The 24706-nt window shown below is 47.5% G+C and carries 26 protein-coding genes and 1 tRNA gene; 24 read left to right on the top strand and 3 right to left on the bottom strand.

Annotated elements, in window-relative coordinates:
• Positions 1–136: 136 nt before the first annotated feature.
• Positions 137–655: a hypothetical protein gene (locus I8H75_04010; protein MBH2006492.1), complete on the bottom strand. Its 519-nt coding sequence runs from the start codon at positions 653–655 to the stop codon at positions 137–139.
• A 222-nt stretch (positions 656–877) separates the two neighbouring features.
• On the opposite strand from I8H75_04010, the gene tsaD reads away from it, so the two are divergent.
• The 13 genes from tsaD to gspN are packed head-to-tail and all read left to right on the top strand — an operon-like array spanning position 878 to position 14580.
• On the top strand, positions 878–1903 hold the full coding sequence (gene tsaD, locus I8H75_04005) for a tRNA (adenosine(37)-N6)-threonylcarbamoyltransferase complex transferase subunit TsaD (GenBank protein MBH2006491.1): 1026 nt from the start codon (positions 878–880) through the stop codon (positions 1901–1903).
• A complete protein-coding gene (locus tag I8H75_04000; protein MBH2006490.1) occupies positions 1897–2919 on the top strand; it encodes a PDZ domain-containing protein in 1023 nt (340 codons plus the stop codon). Before tsaD ends, I8H75_04000 begins: the two co-directional genes overlap by 7 nt.
• A 7-nt stretch (positions 2920–2926) precedes the next feature.
• Complete coding sequence (gene gspD, locus I8H75_03995; protein MBH2006489.1) at positions 2927–5398, top strand: type II secretion system secretin GspD; 2472 nt, start codon at positions 2927–2929, stop codon at positions 5396–5398.
• A gap of 18 nt (positions 5399–5416) precedes the next feature.
• A complete protein-coding gene (gene gspE / locus I8H75_03990) occupies positions 5417–7138 on the top strand; it encodes a type II secretion system ATPase GspE (protein ID MBH2006488.1) in 1722 nt (573 codons plus the stop codon).
• Between the two features lie 2 nt (positions 7139–7140).
• Positions 7141–8385, top strand: coding sequence for a type II secretion system inner membrane protein GspF (gspF, locus tag I8H75_03985; protein ID MBH2006487.1), 1245 nt, complete (start codon positions 7141–7143; stop codon positions 8383–8385).
• A 15-nt stretch (positions 8386–8400) separates the two neighbouring features.
• Positions 8401–8775, top strand: a complete 375-nt coding sequence (locus I8H75_03980; GenBank protein MBH2006486.1) for a type II secretion system protein GspG — start codon at positions 8401–8403, stop codon at positions 8773–8775.
• Positions 8753–9355 (top strand): type II secretion system protein, encoded by a 603-nt coding sequence (locus I8H75_03975; GenBank protein ID MBH2006485.1) that lies wholly within the window; start codon positions 8753–8755, stop codon positions 9353–9355. Before I8H75_03980 ends, I8H75_03975 begins: the two co-directional genes overlap by 23 nt.
• Positions 9342–9947 (top strand): prepilin-type N-terminal cleavage/methylation domain-containing protein, encoded by a 606-nt coding sequence (locus I8H75_03970; protein ID MBH2006484.1) that lies wholly within the window; start codon positions 9342–9344, stop codon positions 9945–9947. The genes I8H75_03975 and I8H75_03970 overlap by 14 nt, the downstream gene beginning before the upstream one ends.
• Positions 9944–10579, top strand: coding sequence for a prepilin-type N-terminal cleavage/methylation domain-containing protein (locus tag I8H75_03965; GenBank protein MBH2006483.1), 636 nt, complete (start codon positions 9944–9946; stop codon positions 10577–10579). The genes I8H75_03970 and I8H75_03965 overlap by 4 nt, the downstream gene beginning before the upstream one ends.
• Positions 10540–11763, top strand: coding sequence for a general secretion pathway protein GspK (locus I8H75_03960; GenBank protein ID MBH2006482.1), 1224 nt, complete (start codon positions 10540–10542; stop codon positions 11761–11763). The genes I8H75_03965 and I8H75_03960 overlap by 40 nt, the downstream gene beginning before the upstream one ends.
• Before the next feature lies 1 nt (position 11764).
• Positions 11765–13090 carry a PilN domain-containing protein gene (locus I8H75_03955; protein MBH2006481.1) on the top strand — a complete coding sequence of 442 codons (1326 nt, stop codon included), beginning with the start codon at positions 11765–11767 and terminating at the stop codon, positions 13088–13090.
• Positions 13087–13632, top strand: coding sequence for a type II secretion system protein M (locus I8H75_03950; GenBank protein ID MBH2006480.1), 546 nt, complete (start codon positions 13087–13089; stop codon positions 13630–13632). The genes I8H75_03955 and I8H75_03950 overlap by 4 nt, the downstream gene beginning before the upstream one ends.
• Entirely contained in the window at positions 13633–14580 is a 948-nt protein-coding gene (gene gspN, locus I8H75_03945; GenBank protein ID MBH2006479.1) for a type II secretion system protein GspN, read from the top strand.
• Positions 14581–14596: 16 nt separating this feature from the next.
• On the opposite strand, the gene I8H75_03940 is transcribed toward gspN, so the two are convergent.
• On the bottom strand, positions 14597–15127 hold the full coding sequence (locus I8H75_03940; protein ID MBH2006478.1) for a hypothetical protein: 531 nt from the start codon (positions 15125–15127) through the stop codon (positions 14597–14599).
• Positions 15128–15217: 90 nt separating this feature from the next.
• Here I8H75_03940 and rimO point away from each other — a divergent pair, with 90 nt between their 5' ends.
• Genes rimO through I8H75_03925 form a run of 3 tightly spaced genes read left to right on the top strand, consistent with a single transcriptional unit; the run spans position 15218 to position 17884 of the window.
• Complete coding sequence (gene rimO / locus I8H75_03935; GenBank protein ID MBH2006477.1) at positions 15218–16567, top strand: 30S ribosomal protein S12 methylthiotransferase RimO; 1350 nt, start codon at positions 15218–15220, stop codon at positions 16565–16567.
• A 21-nt stretch (positions 16568–16588) separates the two neighbouring features.
• Positions 16589–17200, top strand: coding sequence for a GNAT family N-acetyltransferase (locus I8H75_03930; protein MBH2006476.1), 612 nt, complete (start codon positions 16589–16591; stop codon positions 17198–17200).
• A gap of 36 nt (positions 17201–17236) precedes the next feature.
• Positions 17237–17884 (top strand): uracil-DNA glycosylase, encoded by a 648-nt coding sequence (locus I8H75_03925; GenBank protein MBH2006475.1) that lies wholly within the window; start codon positions 17237–17239, stop codon positions 17882–17884.
• Between the two features lie 14 nt (positions 17885–17898).
• Here I8H75_03925 and trpS read toward each other — a convergent pair whose 3' ends face one another.
• Positions 17899–18960, bottom strand: coding sequence for a tryptophan--tRNA ligase (trpS, locus tag I8H75_03920; protein MBH2006474.1), 1062 nt, complete (start codon positions 18958–18960; stop codon positions 17899–17901).
• A gap of 78 nt (positions 18961–19038) precedes the next feature.
• On the opposite strand from trpS, the gene rpmJ reads away from it, so the two are divergent.
• The 8 genes from rpmJ (at position 19039) to I8H75_03880 (ending at position 24361) form a co-directional block, all read left to right on the top strand.
• The gene (rpmJ, locus tag I8H75_03915; GenBank protein ID MBH2006473.1) at positions 19039–19152 is read left to right on the top strand and encodes a 50S ribosomal protein L36; all 114 of its coding nucleotides are present in this window, start codon (positions 19039–19041) and stop codon (positions 19150–19152) included.
• Positions 19153–19161: 9 nt separating this feature from the next.
• On the top strand, positions 19162–19524 hold the full coding sequence (gene rpsM, locus I8H75_03910) for a 30S ribosomal protein S13 (GenBank protein MBH2006472.1): 363 nt from the start codon (positions 19162–19164) through the stop codon (positions 19522–19524).
• Between the two features lie 23 nt (positions 19525–19547).
• A complete protein-coding gene (gene rpsK / locus I8H75_03905; GenBank protein MBH2006471.1) occupies positions 19548–19934 on the top strand; it encodes a 30S ribosomal protein S11 in 387 nt (128 codons plus the stop codon).
• Between the two features lie 32 nt (positions 19935–19966).
• Positions 19967–20986, top strand: coding sequence for a DNA-directed RNA polymerase subunit alpha (locus I8H75_03900; protein ID MBH2006470.1), 1020 nt, complete (start codon positions 19967–19969; stop codon positions 20984–20986).
• Positions 20987–20989: 3 nt separating this feature from the next.
• The gene (rplQ, locus tag I8H75_03895) at positions 20990–21343 is read left to right on the top strand and encodes a 50S ribosomal protein L17 (GenBank protein ID MBH2006469.1); all 354 of its coding nucleotides are present in this window, start codon (positions 20990–20992) and stop codon (positions 21341–21343) included.
• Between the two features lie 13 nt (positions 21344–21356).
• Positions 21357–21433: transfer RNA gene (locus I8H75_03890), tRNA-Met, on the top strand.
• Between the two features lie 3 nt (positions 21434–21436).
• Positions 21437–23785, top strand: coding sequence for a leucine--tRNA ligase (locus I8H75_03885; protein ID MBH2006468.1), 2349 nt, complete (start codon positions 21437–21439; stop codon positions 23783–23785).
• A 48-nt stretch (positions 23786–23833) separates the two neighbouring features.
• Positions 23834–24361, top strand: a complete 528-nt coding sequence (locus I8H75_03880) for a hypothetical protein (GenBank protein MBH2006467.1) — start codon at positions 23834–23836, stop codon at positions 24359–24361.
• Positions 24362–24706: the final 345 nt, after the last annotated feature.

The following is a 24706-nucleotide window of genomic DNA, read 5'->3' as shown; positions in this document are numbered from 1 at the left end:
GCGATTGGAGAGATAAGAGGCGTTTGAGCAAACAGCCTTGAAAGCTAAAAATCTTTCAAATTGCCTTTATTCTGGAGATAATTAAGTGCGCTTATGAGGTGTTTTTCGAAGACATCTCATTGGGCGCAGTAGAGGTTTATTGAGCTTGGTCTTGCAAGCCAAAGTAGATGGCTGATAGGTGGCCAATCATATCGGCTAAAAACCAGGTGCTCATCATGGCAGGAAGGAAGCGTCGCTCTTTTGTCGTGGTTTTGATTCCCCGATTTAAATCTTTCGCCCGATAGAGAACAATGCCTCCATTGGCTAAAATCGAAGCCATCGAAGAGACGCCGGTTGAAACGTATTGGGAAAGCCAATCGGAGAAATTCTCGGAAAGGTGAGCAGTGGCCTCAAAGCTATTGAGTGCATGCGTGGCAATTTCGAAACTGTGGTAAATTCGTTCTGGAAAAGAACCATGATGATGCCCGCAACCATGGCTGCAGCCCCCTTTGTAGCCAAAAAGTTCGGCGGAGTGTAGAGCTAGCTCCGCGGTATTCCAGAGCATCGAATAATACCCAAAACTTGTTTCCAGGGTTCCGTTCACGGTATGATGCCGGTGTGAGTGAGCTGGCAAAGTTTGGGCAAGAAAAATCATGAGGACAATGGATAGTTTCATAATGAGAATGATTATCGTTTTCATTAATTAAATCAAGTCAAAACAAAAAAAATGAGGCTAGCGAGGATTCCAGCGCATCAAAACAGGGGGAGGTACCCATGAAAAAACGAGCCTAATACGCGAATGCCAAGCAACTCAAGTGTGTGAGCTTAATTTTGGAGAAGGCAGCTTGAAGCGTCACAGGCAAGCAACTGCAATACCTGTTCTTAAAGAGTTAAGAACATGCTAGACCTGCCCTTCATGGAGCCTAAAGCGTTATTGGCTATTGAATCCAGCTGCGATGATTGCGCGGTAGCGGTCTTGAATGGCCAAGGAGAGATCTTATCCGATCTGGTTCATTCTCAAATTGAGCCTCATGCTCCTTTTGGCGGAATTGTTCCCGAGATTGCTTCGCGCCAACATCTCTTTAAGATTGCGGAATTGGTGCGAGAGTCCTTCGTTCGAGCCGGTCAAGCTCCTCGGGATATCGAGGCTGTTGCGGTCACCAATCAGCCAGGATTGATTGGTTCTTTGTTGGTCGGCGCTCAGTTTGCCAAAGGTTTTGCGCAGGCATTGGATATTCCGATTTTAGGCATTCACCACATTGAGGGACATCTGTTAGCGGGATGGGGGGAACCCAATTTCCCACAACCGCCCTTTTTGGGCCTTGTTGCTTCGGGTGGGCATTCTTCCTTGTATCATGTCGACGCAGATTACGAAATTCGACTTTTAGGCCAAACTTTGGACGATGCAGCGGGAGAGGCATTTGACAAAATTGGAAGGCTGCTTGGGTTGCCCTATCCTGCTGGCAAAGAAATTGATGGTCTGGCGAAGAAGGGCGATCCGAATCGCTTTGTGTTTCCAACCGCTTTTAAACATCAGGATACCCTAAATTATTCATTTTCGGGTTTAAAAACAGCTGCTCGTCGGATGATTGAGCGTTCTCAGTATCATGAGCAAGACCGAGCTGATTTTTGCGCGAGCTTACAAAAAAATATTGCGGAAGCGCTGGTCGCAAAAATACGCTTAGCAGTCTCCAAAACGGGAGTTCGAAATGTGGTGGCTGGCGGGGGAGTTTCCGCGAACTCGGCTCTGAGAAGCGAACTGATCGCGCTCGGGGCAAGCGATCATTTGCCGATCTATTTGCCGCCGACTCATCGTTGTGTGGACAATGCGGTTATGATCGCAAGAGCCGCTCTACGACGTTTCAAGAGCGGCGAGCGTCACCGACTTGACTTTCCGGTGGAAGCGAGCTCGAATTGGTGTTAAGGGTTCTTGATACGATGAAGTGGCGATTTACAGGTCAATTTTGGATGGTCCGTCTGCTCTTTTGGGTGGCGTGTATTTTTCTCGTGGCGAGCACGATCAATCTTTGGGTAGGATACCGGGTTGAAAAATCGTTTTTAGATAAGCCCGTTGATTTAAAACCAGCATCCAAACCAGCGGCGCAAGCGATTGCACAACGTGACTATGCCAGGGTCAACGATCGAAATTTGTTTGGAGCCAGGCGAGAGAAAATTAACCTGATCGAACTGGATGATACGGAAAAAGAATCGGGTCGTTGGGAAGATGCCGTGCCTTCTACGCTCGGAGCTCGATTGGTCGCAACGGCCGTGTTTCCAGGTCCCCAGTATTCGTTGGCTTCCATCGAGTCGAATGGCACGATCAAAAGCTATTCGATCAACGAATGTGTGCCGACATCTTACCCGATCGATGCCATCTACATCGAAGTTTTAGGATCTTCTGTGACGGAGACTTTGGCTCCTTGCAACCGATTGATGAATGTCGCTACCGTGAAGCGAATCGAAGAGCAGCGCGTGATTATTTACAACGAACGAGATCGACGTTACGAATATCTGGGGCTGAATGACGCATCCGCTCCAGAACCCATGAATCGAAGAGGTTTAGCTTCTTCGGAAAGCTCTGCTCAAGACTTGGGTTCTACCATTCGAAGAGTTGGGCCAAACGCTTATGAGATAGATGGGAGGGATTTTGATGCAACCATGGGAAATCTGGCCAGAATTTCAAATCAGGCTCGCTTGATTCCCGCTTATGAAAATGGCAAACCCATTGGTTTTAAAGTGACTAATATTGTTCCGAACTCTGTTTTTGCAAAAGTTGGTTTGCAAAGTGGAGATATCATTATGCGTCTGAATGGGTATGAGATTAATAGCCCTGATAAAGCATTCGAGCTTTTCCAGACACGATCCACCGCGAAGAATCTCAGCATTGACTTTAAGCGCGACTCCAGTTCTTATTCTTCTGAAATTTCGATTTTAAGGTAGCTAAACCATGCTCAAATGTATTTGCTTATTCCTGTTTTTATCAGCGACACTTTGGTCTCAACAAGCGGGTCCGTACGATGATGATTTGCCCTTGGCTCCGTTGCGAGGAAGTGGTTCCGAGTTTCCGAGGCCTTCTCCTGCCAAGCGACCGGATTTAAGCGGAAGAAGCGCTGGAAGCTTGGGAGATGTTTCTACGGTGGTTCCAACCAAGTGCATCAAGCCCAAAGGAAAGTTTCCTTGGAATCTTGAGAGGGCGAAATTGTCGGACTTGGTCGATCAGATTAGCCGCTTAATGTGTCGAAATTTTATTATTGGCAGTGGTATTAAACCGTCTCAGGAAATCTCGATTATCAGCCGAACCCCGATTACGCTTGAGCAAGCGTGGCAAGCTTTTGAAAGCACGTTGGAAGCAAACGAGCTGAGTCTCTTTAAAACGGGAGACTATTACAAAATCATCAAACGCGGAGATTCGAACAAACAGCCGGTACCTGTTTTGAACGAGAAAGCCGAGTTGCCTCGCGACGAAGGAATGGTGACCTTCTTGTACGATCTGAAACACATTCCGAAGGATGTTGCTCAATCGTTGGTCAAAGGCTTGATCAGTCGACTGGGGGACCTCATCGTCGTGGGTGAGACGTTTTTGGTCATCACAGATGGATCCAGCAATATTCGGCGAATCATGGATATTTTAGGCAAGGTGGATATCGCCGGCGCCTCCAATCGAATTCATATTGTGGATCTGATCCACGCAGATGCGACTCAGATCCAAAATAAGTTGAACGATATTTTTGTGTCGCTGTCGGGGAAACCGGAAGCAAAGGCTCCTTCTCGATCACCGTACGAGGACTATTTAGCATCCCGTGGGGCTGCGGATAACTTTAGTCTTAAAAAAATTATTGCAGACGAGCGAACGAATAAGTTGATCATCATTGCTTCGAATAAGGCATTTGTTCAGATCAAAGAAATGATCGATGTTTTGGATGTTCCTACTTCGGGAGCCGGAACCCAAAGCCAGATCTATGTTTACTATCTCAAAAACGGAGATGCAAAAAAAATCTCGACCACTCTATCGACTTTGGTGCAAGGGATGCGTTCCGGTCAACGTGCTTCAGTCGGAACGCCCAATGGATTTGCTCGAGATGCTATGTTTGAGAGCGAAATTAAAGTCACCGCTGACGAAGCAACGAACTCGCTTGTCGTAGCCGCAAGCCCAAGAGATTACAAAGCTCTGACGCTGGTGATTGCCAAATTAGATAAAAAACGCACGCAAGTCTTTGTGGAAGCGGCCATTATGGAAATCAGCCTCGATGATACCAATAATTTCAGTCTGGGAGCCTTTGGCGGTATCCCGTTTCAAATTGCAGGCAATAATTCGACCTTTATTCTAGCGAATCCAGCTGGCAAGAGTTTGGCGACCGATGTCTTTACAAAAATCGGGGCTGCCATCGCGACCAATAATGTCAACGGCGTGGCTGCTGCTGGCTTGGCGCCTTTCTTGAACACGATGGGGTTTATTGGGCCCACACAAGATTTGAGTTTGAACGGAAACAATCTCAAAGTGCCAGGTATTGGTGCGATTTTGGATATCATGCAGCAGTATTCGAACGTGGATGTTCTATCGACGCCTTCGTTGATGACCATGGACAACGAAAAAGCGGAGATGTCGGTAGGCCAGCGAGTCCCAACGGTGAGTGGTATGTCTACGGTCGGTTTTGGGACCGGTCAAGGAGGACTCGGCATTCCCATGCAGAATGTCACGTATCAAGAACCGAAGCTCAAGTTTACCATTACTCCCCATGTCAACGACGATAACAACGTTCGGCTCGAGATTGAGCAAGATGTGAGTACCATTGGCAATGCAATCGAGTTGGGCGGCATTAAAGGCAATACGCAATATACGTTTAATACAAAAACCACGAAAACAGTTGTGACTTCTCAGGATCAGCAGACGATTGTATTGGGGGGATTGGTAGACGAGACTTATCGAACGATTGAAAGCAAAATTCCTTGGTTGGGCGATATTCCTGTGCTGGGGCATTTGTTTAAGAACACTCGAAAAGAAAAAGTGAAGAAAAATCTAATGCTTGTTTTGACTCCTTATGTGGTGCGAGACGAAAACGATCTGCAGCGTATCTACCAACGAAAAGTCCAAGAGCGAGAAGAATTTTCCAAGCTCTACTTCGGAGACAAAATCACGAAGTTTGACCCTTATATCGACTACGATAAAAAAACAGGGCCTGTTGCGCATCTCATTCATCAAGTGAGCTTTGAAATGGAGAAGACCGAGAATGGGGGGAAAGGGTTGCCGGATGAGACCGTGTTTAAGCCCGTTCACGACGATTGGGAACGGCATAAATTTCAAACGCTGGACCCTTCCTCGTCGGAACAAAGCATTTTAGAATCGGGCGCTGCTCCGGTTCAGGTGCCACCTTCGATGCTGACCGAATCAGAGCCTGCTTCCGTCAAGGTAGAACAGTAGTCTATGAGCGAAGGAAACATGCTTTGGGGTAGACCCATTGGCGAAATTATTCAGACGCTCTTTTCGGTGACGGATCAACGGCTTTTGGATGCGGTGCAGGTGCAAAAAGAAAAAGGAGGTCGCTTGGGAGAAGTCCTTGTTTCCCTCAAAGCGATCAGCACCGCTCAGCTCGCCAAGGCTTTGGCGGCCCAGATGGATTTGCTTTATCTCGATAAGATCGAAGTTGAAAAGATCGATCCCGAGATTCTGAGACTTCTTCCGATTAGTTTTGCCAAGCAAAATCGAGTCTTGCCGATTGGAGTGATGGAAAATGGCCATATCGCTCTTGTTTGCGCAGAACCATTTCTGGTCGATTTGTTGGACGAACTTCGGCTTTTGTTCGGGAAAGAGCTCGATGCTTATGTGGCTGCGCCGGAGCTGATCATGAATTCGATTAATCGTGCTTATGACCGATTAATTCGTCAAGCTGAAACAGCCGTTGCCGAGTTGGAAGAGTCGGAATCCGATACCATCAAAGGCGGTCTCGAAGAAGAAGTGGTCGATTTGCTGGACAGCGAGGGAGATGACGAGGCTCCGATTATTCGTCTTGTCAATTCTCTGATGAGTCAGGCCGTGAAAGATAGGGCCAGCGACATTCACGTTGAGCCGTTTGAACGTGACTTGGTCGTTCGGTTCCGAATTGACGGCATTCTCTATGAGATTATTAAGCCTCCGAAGCGTTTTCAAAATTCGATTATTTCTCGACTTAAGATTATGGCTGGGCTCAATATCGCTGAAAAGCGCTTGCCTCAAGATGGCCGCATACGCCTCAAAGTAGCCGGTAAAGATTTTGATATTCGCGTCTCCAGCGTGCCAACGGGGTATGGAGAACGGATTGTGATGCGTCTTCTCGATCGCTCCAGCGTTTTAAAGTCTCTGGAAGAGATTGGTTTTTCGAAGTATAATTTGAAATCGATTCATCAAATTATCAACGCATCTCATGGTATCTTTTTAGTATCCGGTCCAACGGGTTCGGGGAAAACTTCGACCTTGTATGCGTGTCTATCTCAAATCAATACGCCTGAACTTAATATTTTGACGATTGAGGATCCGGTTGAGTATCAATTGCCGGGTGTCGGCCAGGTTCAAGTCAATACCAAGATCGATTTGACTTTCGCCAGTGGTTTAAGAGCCTTTCTACGTCAGGATCCGGATGTCATTATGGTTGGGGAAATTCGAGATCGAACGACCGCTGAAATTGCCGTTCAAGCCTCTTTGACCGGTCACTTGGTGTTTTCAACGATTCATACGAACGATGCGCCTGGTGCGGTGACTCGGCTAGTCGATATGCAGGTGGAACCGTTTTTGGTGGCGAGCTCCTTGATGGCTGTATTGGCGCAGCGTTTGGTTCGAACGATTTGTTCGGAGTGCCGTGAAAGCTATGTTCCAACCGAAGAAGAACTTCGCGAACTGGGTTTGGATCCCCAAGACACCCCCTATCTCTGGCGAGGAAAAGGATGTGAGAGCTGCCAAAAGACGGGCTATCTGGGAAGGCAAGGTATTTTTGAATTGATGCTGGTTGATGACAATATTCGTCAATTGATTCTTCAAAATGCGGACTCGGCAACCATCAAAGCCAAAGCGCGTGAACAGGGTATGGTGACGCTGCGAGAAGATGGGGCTCAAAAAGTCAAAGCAGGCATCACAACGCTGGAAGAAGTGACGCGTATGACTCGTGAAGAAAGCCTGACGCTGGATTAAACATGCCAATATACGAGTATCACGGCTACGATCTGAAAGGGAAAAGCGTCAAAGGCTCTCGGGATGCCGATAGCGTCAAAGCTCTTCGAGTTTTATTAAAGAGAGAAGGCGTTTTAGCGACTCAAATTGATGAAGCTTCCAGTGCTTCGACTGGAAAATCAAAAGGAAAGAAAAGTTTTTGGGGACAACCCATCCGATTCGAGGCTTTGTTTTCGAGAGTGAGTACGGCTGATATTGCAGCATCCACTCGTCAATTGGGTATCTTGTTGCAATCGGGGGTTCCTTTGGTCGACTCCTTAAATGCGCTGATCGATCAGATTCAGAACCAAAAGCTTCGACGGATATTTTCTGAGATTCGTTCGAATGTGAATGAGGGAATGTCCTTAGCGAATGCATTGGAACGCCACCGGGCCTTTACCGTGATTTATGTGAATATGGTTCGTGCGGGTGAAAGCTCAGGTGCTCTCGAACTCGTTTTGGAACGCTTATCGGACTATTTAGAAGGACAGGCGCAACTTCAAAGCAAAGTGTTGAGTGCCATGACTTACCCCTTGGTGATGGCTTTGGTTGCGTTTTCCATTATGGTGGTGATGCTTACCACGGTGGTGCCTCGGATTTCGCAAATATTCATCAAAGCCAAAGTGCCGCTGCCTTTCATGACACGCTTTTTGATTGGCATCAGCCATCTCATCAGCGATTTTTGGTGGTTGATTTTGCTGGTTTTAGGAGGCTTTGTTTATGCTTTGATGGTTTGGAAAAAAAAGCCTCAAGGCCGTGCCCGATGGGATCGACTTCGCTTGAGAGTTCCGATTGTAGGGCCAATCACGCAGCTGATTTCGGTGGCTCGTTTTTCAAGGACTCTCTCCACTCTTTTAGCGAGCGGGGTTCCTTTATTGCAGAGTTTGCAGATTGTCCGAAATTTGGTTGCGAATGATGTTTTGGAAAAAGCCATTGATGAGGTTCGAGATGCCGTGCGCGAGGGGGAAGATATTGCAACTCCGTTAAAGCGGAGTGGTTGTTTTCCTCCGATGGTGACGCATATGATCGCCATTGGAGAAAAATCAGGCCAGCTGGAAGGCATGCTAAATCGGGTGGCTATCACTTACGAACAGCAGGTCCAATTGAAAATCACGACTCTCACTTCTCTGCTAGAGCCCATCATGATCGTCATCATGGGAGGGAGTGTCGGTTTTATTGTCATGGCAATCTTGACGCCCATTATGCAGATGAATAGTCTGGTTAAATAAGGAGAGACAAAAGGTATGAAATCAGGTTTGAAAGGATTTTCGTTAATTGAAATCATGATTGTGATGATGCTGATCGGCATCATCGTAGCTGGGATTGCAGTCGCTACTTTTGGTCAATTGAAGAAAGGGCAGGTCAAAGCAGCTCAGGCCGAAGCCAATGCTTTGGCACAAAAATTGATCATGTATAAAGCTGAACGAAGAAAAGAACCCAGCAGCTGGGAAAGTCTTATCTCGAATGGTGACATTGAAAAAGAACCGGTTGATCCATGGGGGAATGAGTACACCTTTGTTTGCCCCGGTGTTCACCATCCCAAAGGCTGCGATGTGCGTTCGTATGGACTCGATGGTTTAGCCGATACGGAAGACGATGTTGGCAATTGGGAACAATAAACGCGGATTTTCGCTGATCGAAATGATGGTTGTGTTGCTTTTGGTGGGTGTATTCGCCGCCATTGCCGTTCCTACCTTGAGGTCCGTGACCGGAAGCCGTTTGAAGCGTTCTGCGATTGAGGTTCAAGCTTTGATTCGCGACACCTATTCGCGCGCCGGTCTTTCGGGAAAGACCTGCCGAATTGTTTTTGATCTGGATAATCGCTCTTACTGGGTGGAAGAATCATCGGATTGGGTGAGATCCAAAAGCAAAGAACAAGATGAGGAAGAAGAACGCGAGGCTCGCGAGATGGGGCAAGCCATCAAAAAGCCTGAATTCAAGCCTGTTGAAGATGAACTAGGAAAGGTACAGAGCTTGAAAGACGATGTTTTCTTTAAAAGCATCTGGATCGAGCACTTTGAGAAACGGGAGAGCGCGGGGCACGTAGCGCTTTATTTCTTTCCTGATGGGTATACGGAATCCGCACAGATTATTTTGGCGGATGATCCGGATGCCAAGCGCCTTTATAACCTCATTGTCGAACCGTTGACAGGTTCTGTGATGATAGAAGATCAAGAGTTGCCGATTGAAGAATCTTAGCCGTTCAAAGGTTTCAGGGTTTTCATTGCTGGAAGTCATGATTGCCATGGCGATTATGGGGATGGCATTGCTTTACTTGTTCGACGCTCAAGCTCGGTCCATGAAACTAGCAGCCAAGGGGCGTTCTTTGAATATTGCGACGCAGTTAGCTCGAAAACAACTGATTGATTGTAAGTACGATCTGTTGAAGAAGGGTTTTGCCATTGGTGACTATGAAAACAGCGGGACTTTTGAGGGAGAAGGATATCGAGACTTTCGTTGGGAGTGCCACGGACTTCGATTTAATATGCCTCCACCCAGTCCAGAGGCTATTAACAAAGCCATGAAGGCCCAGGTGAATCCCGAGTCAAATCAAGGCAACCCCATGGCTGGGCTTGATTTAAATGCCAATATGCTCGCTCCGTTCTTTGGCTTGATTTCGAATACGCTGGGAGATTCGATACGAGAATTGGTTTTGATTGTACGTTGGCAAGAACAAGGTGTTGCTGAAGACCTAAAAATCGTCACTCACGTCGTGGATCCAAAGCCATTGGCCGATTTAGCCTCGCTGCTTTCGACTCAGCTGAACTCGCCGGAGATGCGTCGTCCATGAAACGAGGCTTTAGCTTGATCGAAATATTGATTGCAGCGGCCATCTTAGGGTTCATGGGAGTGATCTTACTTTCAAGCCTCAATTCCGCCTTGCACGTGTCTGAGAAAGCGATTTCAATTTCCGAGCGGCATCATCTGATTCGTCAGGCTTTGGCTCGATTGAGCTCAGAGCTCAGTATGGCTTACATCAGTGCCAATCGAAATATGACGAACTTAGTGGTGGATACCCAATTTCGCGGAGATAAAAACCGAATCTCATTTGTGGCTTTTGGCGGCTACACTCACCGGCAGGATGCGCAGGAAAGCGGTGAGCGTGAGATTAGCTATTTTGTGAAAGATGGAAATTTGCTTCGCAGCGAGCGGTTCAATCCGGGCAAGACGCTTTGGCAAGAGAATCGAGCCAAACTCGTTTGTCCGGGAATTGAGAAAATTCAGTTGAAATATTGGAACTCGAATACTTTGGCTTGGGACAGTCTGTGGCAAACAGAAGGGCAACCGATTCAGACGGCGTCTCTTCCAACGCGCATTCAAGTCGAGTTGAGTGCACGATTGAACGAAGACGATGTAGAAAGAATGACAACGGAGGTTGAAGTATGGTTGGACAAGCCCATCTTCCTGGGAAGCGGCAATTGAGAGTCCGTGGAATGGCGCTGCTTTTGGTGGTGACCTCCCTCGCCTTGATCTCTGCGGTGGTGACCGACTTAATGGTTGAGCAGCAGTCCGAATACCAGATTGCTCTGCGACAACGAGATGCTTTAAAGGCACAAGCCCTCGCGGAAGGCGGCTTAAACATCTCCGGCCTCTTTTTAACGATTCAAAGCGCTATTCAACCGTATTTTACGCAATTTGCGGCGATGGGAGTGCCAATACCCAAACAGACGATTTGGGAGATGTTATCGATTGACAGCAGCTTGTTTGGAAATTTGGTTTCAGGAGAGCTTCAGACAACGCTTGGGATCGATGTGAGCGAAGCAGTCAAAAAACGCAAAGCAGAAAAGCAGAAAATCCAGGAAGATCACGGAGTGTTTATCCCGCCGGAAGGTGGATTCGGATCTTTTGAGGGAGCTTTCTCGGTTTCCGTGGAAGATGAAGAGAGCAAGATATCCCTGGCAAACTGGACCAAAGCAGAGAATCGTTCAAAAGTTCGAAAACTGGTCGCTTCTCTTTTTTCAAATCGCCACCAAGACTTACTTTTTAAAAAAGTGAATCGAGCCGATTTAATTGCCAATATCTATGACTACATCGATGAGGATGAGCTTCGAATTAATCCTTATGCGACACCCAGCGATTGGGGGCAACCTTTTGGGGGCTCGGAACGAGATCAGTATGCATCGATGAAAGACCTTAGGCCTAAAAATGCCTATTTCGATAGTTTGAGTGAGCTCAATTTAGTCCCGGGCTTCTCGGATCGGCATTTTGAAGCATTTTCCCCGGCACTGACGATCTATGGAGATGACAACAAAGTGAATATCTTGTCCGCTCAAGAACCGGTTGTGCAGGCTTTGATTCGGTATTGCGCGAGCAATGACCAGGACCCTAATCTTCAAACACAGACTTGGGTTGATTCTGCGGCTCAGCAATGGATGCAGTACAAATCTACCGGTGGAGGCCCGGTGAGCCCCGTGGGTTTTATGAAATTTCTCAAAGCATTACCCCTGTCGATTAATGATAAAATGTGCCAGGAGATTTTGGGTGTGGAATCGAAGTATTTTACGCTAAAAAGCCAAGCGACGATCAATGGGGTTAGCCGAACACTGACTCTGACCACACGGGTTTATAAAGGCGATCAGAAGCGTTACTACTTTAGGGCTCAATAATATGGCGAAACAGGTGATAGGATTCGATTTAGGCAGCCATTCGATCAAGGTTGTTTGTTTGGAAGGTCGAGAGGTCAAAGAGACTTTTGAAATTCCTAATTCTCCAGAGGCCCTTCAGCAACTGAGTGTCCATGAATCTTTCCAACAAAACTTTGTGGTGAGTGGCATTTCAGGAGTGGATGCTCAGATTCGAGCTTTGGACGTGCCGTTCTCAAATGCTAAAAAAATAGGTGGCATTTTGGGAGGGTTGATGGATGCGCACCTGCCCCTTGAAATCGATGATTTGATGATTTCATGGTTCTTGGCCAGCCAAAAAGAAGATCCTCAGCAGTCCATTCTCGCGGGCTTTGCTAAGCGAGAAACGATTCGAAACTATTTGGATTTGTTGAACACGTTCCAAGTGAATCCAAACATTTTAACCATCAAATCGGCTGCTTTGTTTGAGTTGCTCAAAATGGCGCAACCCGTTTCTGGAGTGGCGGCTGTTGTGGATATGGGAGATAAAACCTGCACGGTCTGCGTGGGCGACTCCAGAAGAATCCGAATCGCGCGCTCCATTGGAAAATCAGACCGCTCTTCCGTTCTTCGGGAGATCAAGCAGACCATGCTTTCTTTGGATGAGCCGATTTCTCAGATCTATTTGACAGGCGGAGGGGCTTTGGCAGACGGGGTTGAGGCGGAGTTCTCAGAGCGTTTGAAAGTCCCGTGTCAAATCCTCAGGCCGTTGGGTCTTTCTCCTGTGTTGGCTCTTGCTTTAAGCTACGCGCTGATTGGCAGCACTCCGCGCGAGAAACTCAATCGCTTCAATCTGCGAAAAGAAGAATTTGCTTTTACCTCTCCTGTTCGACTGGTTTCAAGTCGCAATCAAAAACTGGGCATCTGGGCTTTGATCTTGCTCAGTTTGATCGTGGTGAACTATGGAACGCGCCGTTACTTTTTGAGTGCTCGAATCGATGCGTTCCTCGAACGAGAAGCAAAGCTGTGTGAAAAAGTAACGGGGGCCAATCCTTGCCTGGGCCCCATGAAAAAAATGCTGGCCCAAGACAAACAAGACAAAATTCCGGATAAAAGTGCCTTGGATATCTATGTTGAGGTTTCCAATGCGATCCCCCCAAATCTGAAGCTAAAATTAAGTGAGTTGGATATTGGGAACAAGGGTGTTCGTATGTCTGGGAATACAGCCGACTTTGAGTCTGTCGATCAGATCGTCTCGACGCTGAGTCAGGTTCCTTGTTTTAAAAAGGTAGAGAAGGGTCGGGCGCGTCAGGGAGAATCCGGTGTGCATTTTCAAATATCCATGGACTATGATTGTGGGGCTTCTCAATGAGACTTGAAGTACTCTGGGATCGATTTCAGGCCCTTAACGATCAGCATAAGAAGCGTGTCGCCGGTCTAATCGGTCTGTTTTTTTTGATGATTGTTGTTTTGATTATCGGGTGTTGTTTAAGCTCCATTTCAGCTCGCCAGCAAAGAATCCGGCAATTGGATCAGGAAATGAGGCAAATCACAGAGTTGGCCACGAAATACCAACAGATAAAAGATGAACAACAAAAAAGAGAGGCAAAAATTCGTTCGAACCAAGTTGCCCTCTTTACTTTGGTGCAAAATGCCGCGACGCGATTGGACCTCAAGGTGAACGATTTGAATGAGAGGCGTGAGCCATTGGCCCATTCAAACCTTACCCAGATCAGCGTTGTGGTGACGGTCAAAGAATTATCGATGGATAGACTAACGGCTTTTTTGGAAGAATTAGAACATTCATCGGGGAATGAGTTGGTCAAGATTACTCGGCTTCAGGTTAAAGCCCGTTTCGATTCTCCGGATTTACTGGATGTACAGCTTACGGTCTCAACCTGGAAGGCAGAATAAATGAAAAAAGTTCTTTATGTGTCGTTTCTGGGATGGGTGTTTCTTGTCTCGATGTATCTGACTTTTCCGATTGATTCGTTTCGTTTTTTGCTTGAGGAGCAGATTCTGCATGCTTTGTCCGGTGAGCAGCAGGGTACTCGTTTTCAAACTCCTCCTCAAGTGATGGTTGGCGAGTTATCGCTTTGGCGTCTTTCGGGTATTGCGATGCAGGATGTTCAGATCCGGATGGCCAGTGAAACCGAGGAATCGGGGGCGGAATTCAAACTGGCTAAATTGAAAATTCGTCTCGGAATTTTAAGCACCTTACTGGGAAAGCCGAAGATCCATTTTGATTCAAAAATCGACGACGGCAGTGCGGCAGGATCCGTGACGTTGAAAGCTGAGGGGGCATTGTCTGCTCTATCGCTCAATATTCGTGGGATTGATTTGGCAAAACTTCGTGGACCGGTGAACGCGGAGACGGATCTCAAAATGAATGGCTTGCTCAATCTGAATGCGGATTTAAATCTGGGGAAAAATCCGGTCAAGGATGGCGATGGGCAAGCGAATATCGATTTCAAAAATTTGTCCATTGGACCCGGTGTGTTCGAATTGCCTGGGGGAGCTTTAGGCGGCTTTACTTTACCTAAGATTGTGCTTGGACGGTTTGCAGGAAAAATTTCGCTTCAGCATGGCAAAGCTCACATCACGGACTTGAATCTTTCGGGTGGGGATTTGGAAGCGCGTGTGAATGCAAATGTGGAACTGGTTGAGAATATCTTATTGAGCCCTCTCAAGGGCTCGGGTTGGTTCAAATTAAAACCGGATTTTCAAAAAGCGAATCCTAAAATCGCTTCTGTTTTAGAGATGAGCCCGGATATCAAAGCCGCCGAAGAAGCCGACGGCCGTGTTCATTTTACGCTGATCGGAAGCCTGATGCAGCCGACTCCGAAGTGGGGCAAAGAATAGCCTTGCACTTAGAACGCTAAAGTTCGTCGTGTCGCTCGATGATTGGCTTGATCTGAAATAAAGCCGATTCTCCGGGAAATTTTTTATCGCCGATGCAGATTTTTTTGTCCGGACACACCACCCAATAGTTTCCGTCTTCATTTCGTAAAGCGTATCGAGTGTCAGAATGGTGATCGAGCGACATCGTTGCAATGCGGATAGTCGGTTTTTGAAAACGTGTAGGACCTTCAAAACGTAGATTCTTATTTCCGGCTCTTGCTAAAAGGTCGTTGTCTAACCACCAGCCCTGGATCGTTGCGATCTGGACTTTGGTACAAGAAGTATTTTGGCAATGAATTTCAAATTCTTCCCAAGGGCCTAAATGCGCACGGTTGGCAATCAAGTAGGTCTGTCCACCGTGCTCTGCGCATAAAAATTCATGGCTCATGCTTTGAAAGCTGACTTTGTGAGGCCCGATGCCGTAGAGTGTTTGTGGTATGGGAGGCCGTTCAATGGATTCAGCGTGAATGCTTAGAAAAGCGAGTGTTGTGTAAAATAGGATTCTCATGTCATGATGTAGTCTAGCGCCAATGCTTTCGCAAAACCGACAGAGTGCCTACATGGACAAGAAGCTTTATTTGCTCTAAACGCTGCTTCTGTGAGTAAACTTCATTTTATATCATTGGGATGTCCGAAAAATCGAGTCGATGCTGAGCATATGATTGGTCTGGCCTTGCAAGAGGGTCATGAATTGGTGACGGAAGCCGAAGAGTCGGACACGATCGTCGTAAACACGTGTTCTTTTATTGGTGAAGCGAAAAAAGAATCGATTGATGCGATCTTGCAAATGGCTGAAATCAAAAAAAAATCCGGTCAAAAATTAGTGGTCACCGGTTGTCTCGCTCAACGCTACTCGAAAGAGCTTGAAAGCGAGATGCCCGAAGTGGATTCTTTTTTGGGAACCGCGGATTTTGCGCAAATCAAATCAGCTCTGAGCCCCGTATCCGACGTCGTTCAAATCAAGCGCAATCTGGTTAGCCATGAATTGCGCTATTTGGCAAATTACGATCTACCACGTGTCAACTCGATGCCGAAACATACGGCTTATTTAAAAATAGCCGAAGGTTGCGATAACGCTTGCGCATTCTGCATTATCCCGAAGCTTCGCGGCAAGCAACGCAGCCGGCCTATCCATGATATTGTACGCGAAGCCGAAAGATTGGCAGGCTCGGGGGTTGTGGAGGTGAGCCTCATCGCGCAGGATTTGACCGCTTACGGTCATGACTTGCCTGGAAAACCCACCCTGGCTCAGTTGCTAAGCGCTTTGCACGAAGTCAAGGGTCTGAAGTGGGTTCGGTGTATGTACGCCTATCCGCGCAGCTTAAGCAAAGAGCTGATGGAAGCCTTGAGCATGGGAGGCAATATTTTGCCTTATTTGGATATCCCGGTTCAACATGGCTCGGACAAGGTTCTTCGACGCATGCGACGTGGTAAGGATCAAGGCAAGCTGACCGAGCTCTTGCTGGAACTCCGCGCTCGAATTCCGAACTTAATTCTGCGCTCAACCGTCATGGTTGGATTCCCAGGAGAAGATGAGCAAGATTTTGAGAAACTGATGGCATTCGTGTCTGCTATCCAATTCGAACGACTCGGTGTGTTTAAGTACTCCGATGAAGAAGGAACCGCTGCCTTTGAACTGGATGCTCGGGTTCCGTATCGTGTGAAAAAGTCTCGCTTTGACAAATTAATGCGGCTGCAGCGCCGCATTCATAAAGCTAAATTAAAGTCGATGATTGGTCAGGTCCATGAAGCGATTGTGGAAGGTCCTTCGGAAGAGCATCCCTTGTTATTGAAGGGTCGACTATGGTCCCAAGCCCCTGATATCGATGGAGTGACTTATTTGTCTTCCGAAAGACCTTTGACGCCGGGCCAGCTGGTGCGTGTTCGAATCGATTCGGCTCACGATTACGATTTGGCCGGGGAAGTCATCGAACCCAATGAAATCTAGATTTATGATATTGTTATCATTGTGTGGTTTAAATTTAATAATAATTTAGAAATTTGTCTTAGAAGTCTTGTTCGAAACGATGATTTTCGCGTACGAAAATGGTTGAGCGATCCTTATATTGTCGAGATGACTTTTGTGATCCCAGGCCCTGAACAGCGAAAGCTTCTGCCCTTTGATGTGCGTACGATGGATCAGTACATCGAGATTTTATTATCGGATCGCCACAGGAAAACGTATGCGATTGAGGCGAGTGGGCAACACATTGGGAATATCGGCCTCAAAGAAATCGATGTGGAGCGCAAAAAAGCCGAGTTGTTTATCGAGATTGGAGAAGCAAAATTTCGAAGCAAAGGAATCGGCAAGGCGGCCATGATGATTTTGATGGACTACTTTTTTCATCAAATGGGCTATCAAGAGATGATCTTAGAGGTCTTAGAATTCAACAAAGCCGCTTTGCGGGTTTATGAGCAAATAGGCTTTCGATTATCCCATCGGTCGAGTTGGCATTGTGATGCTCAAGGTCGTTACTGGCAGGTTTGGTTGATGCGATTGGGTCGCGAACGTTGGATCAGACAAAGAGATCTGATTTCGGTTGCATCGAATCTGAGAATGCAAGGTTTGAAAGCGGCTTGACTTAATCCGAAAAATTGTCAAATTTTCCACATCAAAATGGAAAGTTTACAAAAAACGCTTGTGACTCGATTAAAACTCTATCAGGAACTGGGTTTGAATCCGACACACACGGTTCAGTCTCCTGAAGAGCCTGCTGATCTGGAATTGCTTCGTCTCAATCAAATCGGCGATTGTCAACGATGCAAGTTGTGCCGTACGCGGACTCAAATTGTCTTTGGTGCTGGAAACCCTCACGCTGAATTGGTTTTTGTGGGAGAAGCCCCGGGAGCCGATGAGGATAAGCAAGGATTGCCTTTTGTGGGTCGAGCAGGCCAGCTCTTGACGAAGATGATTCAAGCGATGAAATTGGATCGTGAGCAGGTCTATATCTGTAACGTGATCAAATGCCGTCCTCCAGAGAACCGAAACCCAGAAGCAGACGAAATCTACGCCTGCGAGCCGTTTCTGAAACAGCAATTGGCTTTGATTCGGCCTAAGGTGATTGTCGGTTTGGGTCGCTATGCATGCCAAAGCTTGCTGAAGCGCGAATTAGCGATGTCTTCCATTCGCGGCCAGTGGCAAGCGTACGAAGGCATTGATTTGATGCCAACGTATCATCCCGCTTATCTTCTACGAAGTCCGAATAAAAAAGTCGAAGCTTGGTCTGATTTGCAAAAAGTCATGAGCCGCTTAGGCTTAGCCTAGTAGGATCGACGTCATCAGTAGCACATTTTCATGGCTTTGCTGACTTCAGCCAAAGTTTCAATCGCTATTTTACGGGCTTTTGAGTTGCCTTCTTGGAGAATCTGTCGGAGATAACTTCGATCCGATTCGAGCTGGCAACGGTATTCACGCACCGGGGCAAAATAGGCATTGAGTGCTTCGATCAATAAAGTCTTCAGCTTGCCGGAGCCTTGATCGCCGATTTGATGGGCGATTGCTTCAGGCGTTTGCTCGGTGCACAGCCCAATCAGACGAAGCAAGTTTGCTACTTCGGGTCTTCGATCTGGCTCGTAAGTGATCAAACGTTCGCTGTCCGTTTTGGCCGTTTTGATCAATCGAGCCGTTTCATCCGCGGTTGATCGGAGAAAAAGGGCATTGTTTCGACTTTTGCTCATCTTTTGATGGCCATCCAAACCCAAGATTGTTGGGGCGTTGCTTAAGAGCGCATCCGGTTCTGGAAAAACAGGAGCGTAACGCTCATTAAAACGTCGAGCAATTTTTCGGGCGAGCTCCAAATGGGGCAACTGATCTTTTCCAACGGGAACGAGATTGCCTTTGCAGAACAGAATATCCGCTGCTTGATGGACGGGATAGGTGAGCATGGCTCCATTGATCAGATTCAGACCCGCAGCACGGATCTCGTCTTTCACCGTTGGATTTCGTTCCAATTCAGGTACACTGACGAGCGTCAAGAAGGGAATTAAAAGCTGATTGAGTTCGGGAATGGCGCTATGGTTGAAGATGACCGTGTCCGTTTTGATCGGATCCAGGCCGATGGCGAGATAGTCGAGTAATAGCTCTTCAACATAAGAGGCGATTGCGGTAGAACTATCTCGGTCGGTGAGGACTTGGTAATCCGCAATCAGCACAAACGTTTGAATCCCTAAGTTCTGCAGCCGGACTCGGTTCTGGAGAGTGCCAAAATAGTGCCCAATGTGAAGAGGGCCTGTGGGTCGATCGCCCGTGAGGACCCGGTATCGCTTGGGATTTTGAGCTAAATCCTGCTCTATTGAACGACTTTTTAGGGTCGCTTCATCAAATGTGGAGTGCGAACGCATGGAAATAAGATTGTAGGACCTATTGACATTGGTTGCAAGATCGATACAAGTCGAAAGTTCACTTTTTAGGAGTCAGACATGAAGGTACGAGCCTCTGTTAAGAGGATTTGTGACAAATGTAAGGTAGTCAAGCGTAAGGGCATTGTCCGCGTGATCTGCGAGGATACCCGTCATAAGCAGCGACAAGGATAGCAATTTAAAATGGCACGTATTGCAGGTGTGGATTTACCACGTAACAAGAAAATGGGCACCGCGCTCACTTACATTTATGGAATTGGTCCAGTCGTGGCCAAAGACGTTTTGGCGAAAGCAAACGTGGATGAAAACAAGCGTACCGATACTCTCGGAGAAGACGAGATCGCGCGCATCCGGGATGTAATCGAAGCAAATTATAAAGTGGAAGGTGATCTCCGGCGCGAAGTATCGATGAACATCAAGCGCTTGATGGATTTGGGATGCTACCGAGGACTTCGCCATCGTAAAGGACTTCCGGTTCGAGGCCAACGCACCCACTCCAATGCTCGTACGAGACGGGGTGGTAAACGCGGTGTGGTTCGGCGCTAATATTTACGGGATTGAGAGTTTAAATGGCAACGGAAACAAAAACAAAAAAACGAATTAAGAAAAACGTGACCCAAGGAATTGCACACGTTTATACGACCTTCAATAATTCGATCGTAACCATCACGGATACGAACGGTGGGGCAGTTTCTTGGTCAAGCTGTGGAGCGAAAGGCTTTAAGGGATCGAAAAAAAGCACTCCCTTTGCTGCTCAGATTGCGGCCGAAGAAGCTTGTCGAAAAGCCAAAGATCATGGCATGAAGGCTTTGGAAGTCTACATCAAAGGACCTGGAGCCGGTCGAGAGTCTGCGCTCAGAGCAATTTCAAGCAGTGGCATGCGCGTGACCTTAATTAAGGATGTAACGCCTGTTCCACACAATGGTTGCCGTCCTCCAAAGCGTAGAAGAGTTTGAGATATTTGATTAACTTAAGAAGGTGATTTCGTATGCATCGTAATTGGCGAACATTGATTCGACCCAAAGGTTTATTGCCGGATCGAGACCTGAATACGGGACGTTATGGCAAATTCGTTTTAGAACCGCTTGAGCGAGGTTATGGCACGACGCTCGGGAATTCGCTGCGTCGCACGCTGTTGTCGTCCTTGCAAGGCTTCGCTATCACTGCGATCAAGATTGAAGGTGCCCAGCACGAATTTATGTCCTTGCCGGATGTGAAGGAAGATGGAACCGAGATTGTTCTCAATCTGAAAGAAATCAGTTTGAAATTGAACGATGCGACGCATAAAACCGCTCGTATCTCTCGAAAAGGCCCCTGTGAGATTCGGGCTAAGGATATCGAAGCCGATGCTTCGTTGGAGATTCTGGATCCAGAGCAATACATCTGCACCGTTGCGGAAGGCGGCGTTTTTAAGGCTGAGCTTACCATTCAAGGTGGCCGTAGCTATGTGCCCGCTGGTTCGGACAAAGAAGAAGAGCTTCCCGTTGGGACGGTTCAGATTGATGCTTTGTACAGCCCTGTTCGCCGAGTGAATTATCAAGTCACCAACGCTCGTGTTGGTCAACAGACGGATTACGATAAGCTGGTGATAGAACTTTGGACCAACGGCAGCGTAAGCCCTGAAGATGCGCTTGGCATTGCCGCCAAAATTCTGAAAGAACAGCTTTCCGTGTTCATCGCATTCTCAGAAGATGAAGAACCCACCTTGCCGGAAGCTTTGCAACGAGTGGATCGTTTGAACGATCATTTGAATCGCACGGTGGAAGAATTAGAACTTTCTGTTCGTTCAGCGAACTGTTTGGCGAATGCAAATATCCGCTTGATTGGTGATCTGGTTCAAAGATCAGAAGGTGAAATGCTGAAAACCAAAAATTTTGGTCGTAAGAGCTTGAAAGAGATTAAAGAGATCTTAGGCGAGATGGGACTTTCACTCGGCATGCGCTTGACCAATTGGCCTGCCAAACCAGGAACTACCCCAACAGCAACCTATTCGGATGATGGAATTTAAATTATGCGTCACTTAAACAAAGGTCGAAAACTCAATCGTTCTTCTTCTCACCGGAAGGCCATGTTTGCCAATATGGCAACATCGTTGTTTCAGCATGAACGTATCTGCACGACGTTAGCCAAAGCAAAAGAGCTCAGAGGTGTTGCAGAGGGCTTGATCCAGCTTGGCAAGCGTGGCGATTTGCATGCGAGACGTCAAGCTTACCAAACCGTTCGGGATCAGGCCGTTTTGAAAAAGCTTTTTGATACCCTGGCTCCACGCTATCAATTGCGTCCAGGCGGATACACGCGTGTGATGAAAGACGGCGTGCGTAAGGGTGATGCGGCCCCTATGGCTGTCATCGAATTGGTGGCCTAAATAGGGCTTTCCTGGCGAGATAGCTCAGCCGGCTAGAGCGATGGTCTCATAATCCATAGGTCGGGGGTTCGAGTCCCCCTCTCGCCACCACGTATGTCCTATGAACCCTCTGTTATTGAAGCCAAGTGGCAAAAACGTTGGCAGGATGCGAGAATTTTTGAAGTCTCGCAAGATCTCGCCGAGCTTAAGAAAAAGCCGAAATATTATGTTTTAGATATGTTTCCGTATCCTTCGGGGGCTGGATTGCATGTGGGGCACCCAGAGGGTTACACCGCTACCGATGTCATCGCTCGTCTAAAGCGCGCTCAGGGTTATAACGTCATGCACCCGATGGGTTGGGATGCTTTTGGCTTACCGGCAGAACGAGCTGCGATGCGAGATAATATCCATCCAGCAGTGATTACCAAACGCAATATTGATACCTTTAGAGGCCAGATTCAACGGCTGGGTTTCAGCTACGACTGGTCTCGGGAATTCAGCACGACAGACGCCGATTACTACCGGTGGACGCAATGGATTTTCTTGAAACTTTACGAAAAGGGTCTTGCTTATCTGGCCGAGGTCCCAGTGAACTGGTGTCCAGCTTTATGCACCGTTTTGGCCAACGAAGAAGTCAAAGACGGCAAGTACGTTGAAACCGGTGACTGGGTTGAGCAGCGAGTGATGCGCCAATGGATGCTTCAGATTACCGCTTACGCAGAGCGCCTTCTCGAAGATTTAGAAGGCTTAGATTGGCCTGAAGGCGTTAAAGAAATGCAACGCAATTGGATTGGGAAATCGGTTGGATCAGAAATCGAGTTTGAGATAGAAGGCTCGGATCAAAAATTACGCGTTTATACCACTCGTCCGGATACGTTGTTAGGAGTTACATTCTGTGTGGTGGCTTGTGAACACGCACTCAATCAAGGGAAGCCCTACTCTTTTGCCAAAGGTTCGATGCAGGGAGCTTTCACCGGTTACTATGCCATCCATCCTCTGACCCTTGAACGCCTGCCGATCTGGACAGCGGATTATGTGCTGGCACATTATGGTACGGGAGCCATTATGGCGGTTCCAGCGACCGATGAACGGGATGCTGCATTTGCCAAGGAGCATCAGCTGCCGGCTCGAGAGTATGATTTATTGCCTAAAGAGCAATGGCCGGGTGTTCGAAAGACTCAGTACAAACTGCGAGACTGGCTGTTCTCGCGCCAGCGATACTGGGGCGAACCCGTTCCAGTCATTCACCTGGAAGATGGGACCTTGATGCCCATCCCCGAAGACCAACTTCCGGTGAAGTTGCCAGACATCGATGCCTACAAACCGACCCATGCGGGAGAACCCCCTTTGGCGAGGGCCAGCGATGATTGGTTGTTGGTTCAGCTGCCCGATGGACGAATCGGTCGCCGTGAAACCAATACCATGCCGCAATGGGGTGGATCTTGTTGGTATTATTTGCGCTACCTGGATCCCAAAAACTCGAACCAGCTGTGTGCGAGTGAATGGGAGCAGTATTGGATGCCGGTCGATCTTTATGTCGGTGGAGTGGAACATGCGGTCTTGCATCTGCTCTACGCTCGTTTTTGGCATAAAGTGCTATTCGATTGCGGCGTGGTGAGCACGAAAGAACCGTTTCAGAAATTGTTTAATCAAGGCATGATCCTGGCTCACAGCTATCAAGACGAGGCAGGTAAATATTACTATCCCGAAGAAGTAGAACAGCAGGGGATGGATTGGTTGGTGAAAGCCTCTGGCAAGCCGGTGAAGACCCAAATCGAAAAGATGTCTAAATCTCGCTATAATGTGGTCAATCCAGACGATGTGATTGCAAAATACGGCGCCGATTCCATGCGATTGTACGAACTCTTTATGGGGCCCTTGGATCAAGTCAAGCCTTGGCAGACGCGTGGCGTGGAAGGTGTCCATCGTTTTTTACATCGAGTTTGGCGTTTGGCTGAAAAAGAGCTTACGGACCTACCCGGATCCTCAGATCCAGCGCTCTGGAAGCTCTATCATAAGACGCTCAAACTCGTGGAAGAGCACACGCTCGAATTGCGGTTTAACACAGCGATTTCGCACATGATGATCTTTGTGAACGAAGCGACGGCTTTGGCTCGGATACCCAAAGAGATTTTCTTAGGATTTGTGAAAATGCTAGCCCCTTATGCGCCTCATCTTTGCGAAGAGCTTTGGGAAAGGCTGGGTCAGACGAGTTTCGTATCGATAGCCGATTGGCCCGTGTTTCGCTTGGATTTGGCCCAAGATGAAGAAGTGGTCGTGGTCGTTCAAATCAATGGCAAGCGCCGGGCAGACTTAAAAGTTTGCAAAGGCCTTGCCAAAGAAGATCTTCAAGCACAAGCACTGGAATTGGTGAAGCACTGGATGGGTGAGCTCAGCCCCAGTCGGGTGATTGTGGTCCCAGATCGAGTGGTCAATATTGTGCTGAATTTGACTGAAAAATAAATTTTAAAAATACATAATTTTATTATTGAATCTGTCTATAGTAATATTATGAACAGTGAAATCAAAATAGGACCGAGATCGAACCCGTTTGATCTAGATCAACGCAATGTCAGCAAGCCACGCATCAAGTCGATTGAATGGGAAGACGTGGCGCCTAAAGTTGGTGGAAGCTTATCTTGGTCCGGAAAGGCTAAGCAAGCGATTGGCCAGCAATGGGCTAAGATACTTCGTTTTTTTAGAAATACCTTTGGAACATCGAAAATTCCGACTGAAACCAAAAAACCTGCAGCGATGCTTCGACAAGAATCACAGGCTTGGACGAATGTTGAATGGGCTCCCAAATCGAAAGTAGATGTTCTACCAAGCCAGGCAGGTCCCGTGGATTCATTGGCTGCCCATGAATCTTGGAAGATTGTGCACGATGTCGCGTTGCAGCGGGCGCAGGAAGAAAGTGCCGAAGCCCCTCAAAAGGCTATACCACGCAGCGTGACGATATCCGATCCGAGTCCATTGTCGAATCCTTCTCCATCGAGCCCGGGCCTCACTTTTAAGCCTTGGGATGGTCAGGACGACTAGGGCATATGAGCGAGACGAGGCAGCTTGTTGCCGTGTCATCAATACTTAAAATAGACTTTTTGCCTAACTAGAACGTCGATTGCGAGGAGGCGTAGCCGACGAAGCAATGACGATGCGGCAGGTTATGCATGAGCTCTAATGACTTTCTTCGATCAAGTCTTCATTCAGTGTTCCTCAAAACCGTTCCACCTTGTCGTTTGCTTGCAAAGTCATCGATGCGACGGTTTAGCAAGACGTCGAAGCTTTCAAAACTCTTCTGGATTCAGAAGACAAGATTTTGTTCGCGGAAGGACTTTGGAATTTTAATTTACTCCATCCTGCCGCTTTAACCGGCCGTCCAGACCT

Source organism: Myxococcaceae bacterium, from assembly GCA_016000045.1.
GTDB lineage: Bacteria > Myxococcota > UBA727 > UBA727 > JABDBI01 > AER2-1.
Note: the sequence above shows the minus strand (reverse complement) of the source record. Positions and strands in the feature narration are given on the sequence as shown.

Excerpts from the sequence above, each read along its gene's own strand:
- I8H75_03900 (MBH2006470.1), top strand. The coding sequence starts at position 19,967 with ATGCATCGTAATTGGCGAACATTGATTCGACCCAAAGGTTTATTGCCG.
- gspE (MBH2006488.1), top strand. The coding sequence starts at position 5,417 with ATGCTTTGGGGTAGACCCATTGGCGAAATTATTCAGACGCTCTTTTCG.
- I8H75_03880 (MBH2006467.1), top strand. The coding sequence starts at position 23,834 with ATGAACAGTGAAATCAAAATAGGACCGAGATCGAACCCGTTTGATCTA.
- trpS (MBH2006474.1), bottom strand. The coding sequence starts at position 18,960 with ATGCGTTCGCACTCCACATTTGATGAAGCGACCCTAAAAAGTCGTTCA.
- rpsM (MBH2006472.1), top strand. The coding sequence starts at position 19,162 with ATGGCACGTATTGCAGGTGTGGATTTACCACGTAACAAGAAAATGGGC.
- I8H75_03955 (MBH2006481.1), top strand. The coding sequence starts at position 11,765 with ATGGCGAAACAGGTGATAGGATTCGATTTAGGCAGCCATTCGATCAAG.
- I8H75_03925 (MBH2006475.1), top strand. The coding sequence starts at position 17,237 with ATGGAAAGTTTACAAAAAACGCTTGTGACTCGATTAAAACTCTATCAG.
- I8H75_03960 (MBH2006482.1), top strand. The coding sequence starts at position 10,540 with ATGGTTGGACAAGCCCATCTTCCTGGGAAGCGGCAATTGAGAGTCCGT.
- rpsK (MBH2006471.1), top strand. The coding sequence starts at position 19,548 with ATGGCAACGGAAACAAAAACAAAAAAACGAATTAAGAAAAACGTGACC.
- I8H75_03965 (MBH2006483.1), top strand. The coding sequence starts at position 9,944 with ATGAAACGAGGCTTTAGCTTGATCGAAATATTGATTGCAGCGGCCATC.
- tsaD (MBH2006491.1), top strand. The coding sequence starts at position 878 with ATGCTAGACCTGCCCTTCATGGAGCCTAAAGCGTTATTGGCTATTGAA.
- gspD (MBH2006489.1), top strand. The coding sequence starts at position 2,927 with ATGCTCAAATGTATTTGCTTATTCCTGTTTTTATCAGCGACACTTTGG.
- rplQ (MBH2006469.1), top strand. The coding sequence starts at position 20,990 with ATGCGTCACTTAAACAAAGGTCGAAAACTCAATCGTTCTTCTTCTCAC.
- I8H75_03940 (MBH2006478.1), bottom strand. The coding sequence starts at position 15,127 with ATGAGAATCCTATTTTACACAACACTCGCTTTTCTAAGCATTCACGCT.
- rpmJ (MBH2006473.1), top strand. The coding sequence starts at position 19,039 with ATGAAGGTACGAGCCTCTGTTAAGAGGATTTGTGACAAATGTAAGGTA.
- I8H75_03950 (MBH2006480.1), top strand. The coding sequence starts at position 13,087 with ATGAGACTTGAAGTACTCTGGGATCGATTTCAGGCCCTTAACGATCAG.
- I8H75_04010 (MBH2006492.1), bottom strand. The coding sequence starts at position 655 with ATGAAACTATCCATTGTCCTCATGATTTTTCTTGCCCAAACTTTGCCA.
- I8H75_03885 (MBH2006468.1), top strand. The coding sequence starts at position 21,437 with ATGTCCTATGAACCCTCTGTTATTGAAGCCAAGTGGCAAAAACGTTGG.
- gspN (MBH2006479.1), top strand. The coding sequence starts at position 13,633 with ATGAAAAAAGTTCTTTATGTGTCGTTTCTGGGATGGGTGTTTCTTGTC.
- I8H75_03975 (MBH2006485.1), top strand. The coding sequence starts at position 8,753 with ATGTTGGCAATTGGGAACAATAAACGCGGATTTTCGCTGATCGAAATG.
- I8H75_03980 (MBH2006486.1), top strand. The coding sequence starts at position 8,401 with ATGAAATCAGGTTTGAAAGGATTTTCGTTAATTGAAATCATGATTGTG.
- gspF (MBH2006487.1), top strand. The coding sequence starts at position 7,141 with ATGCCAATATACGAGTATCACGGCTACGATCTGAAAGGGAAAAGCGTC.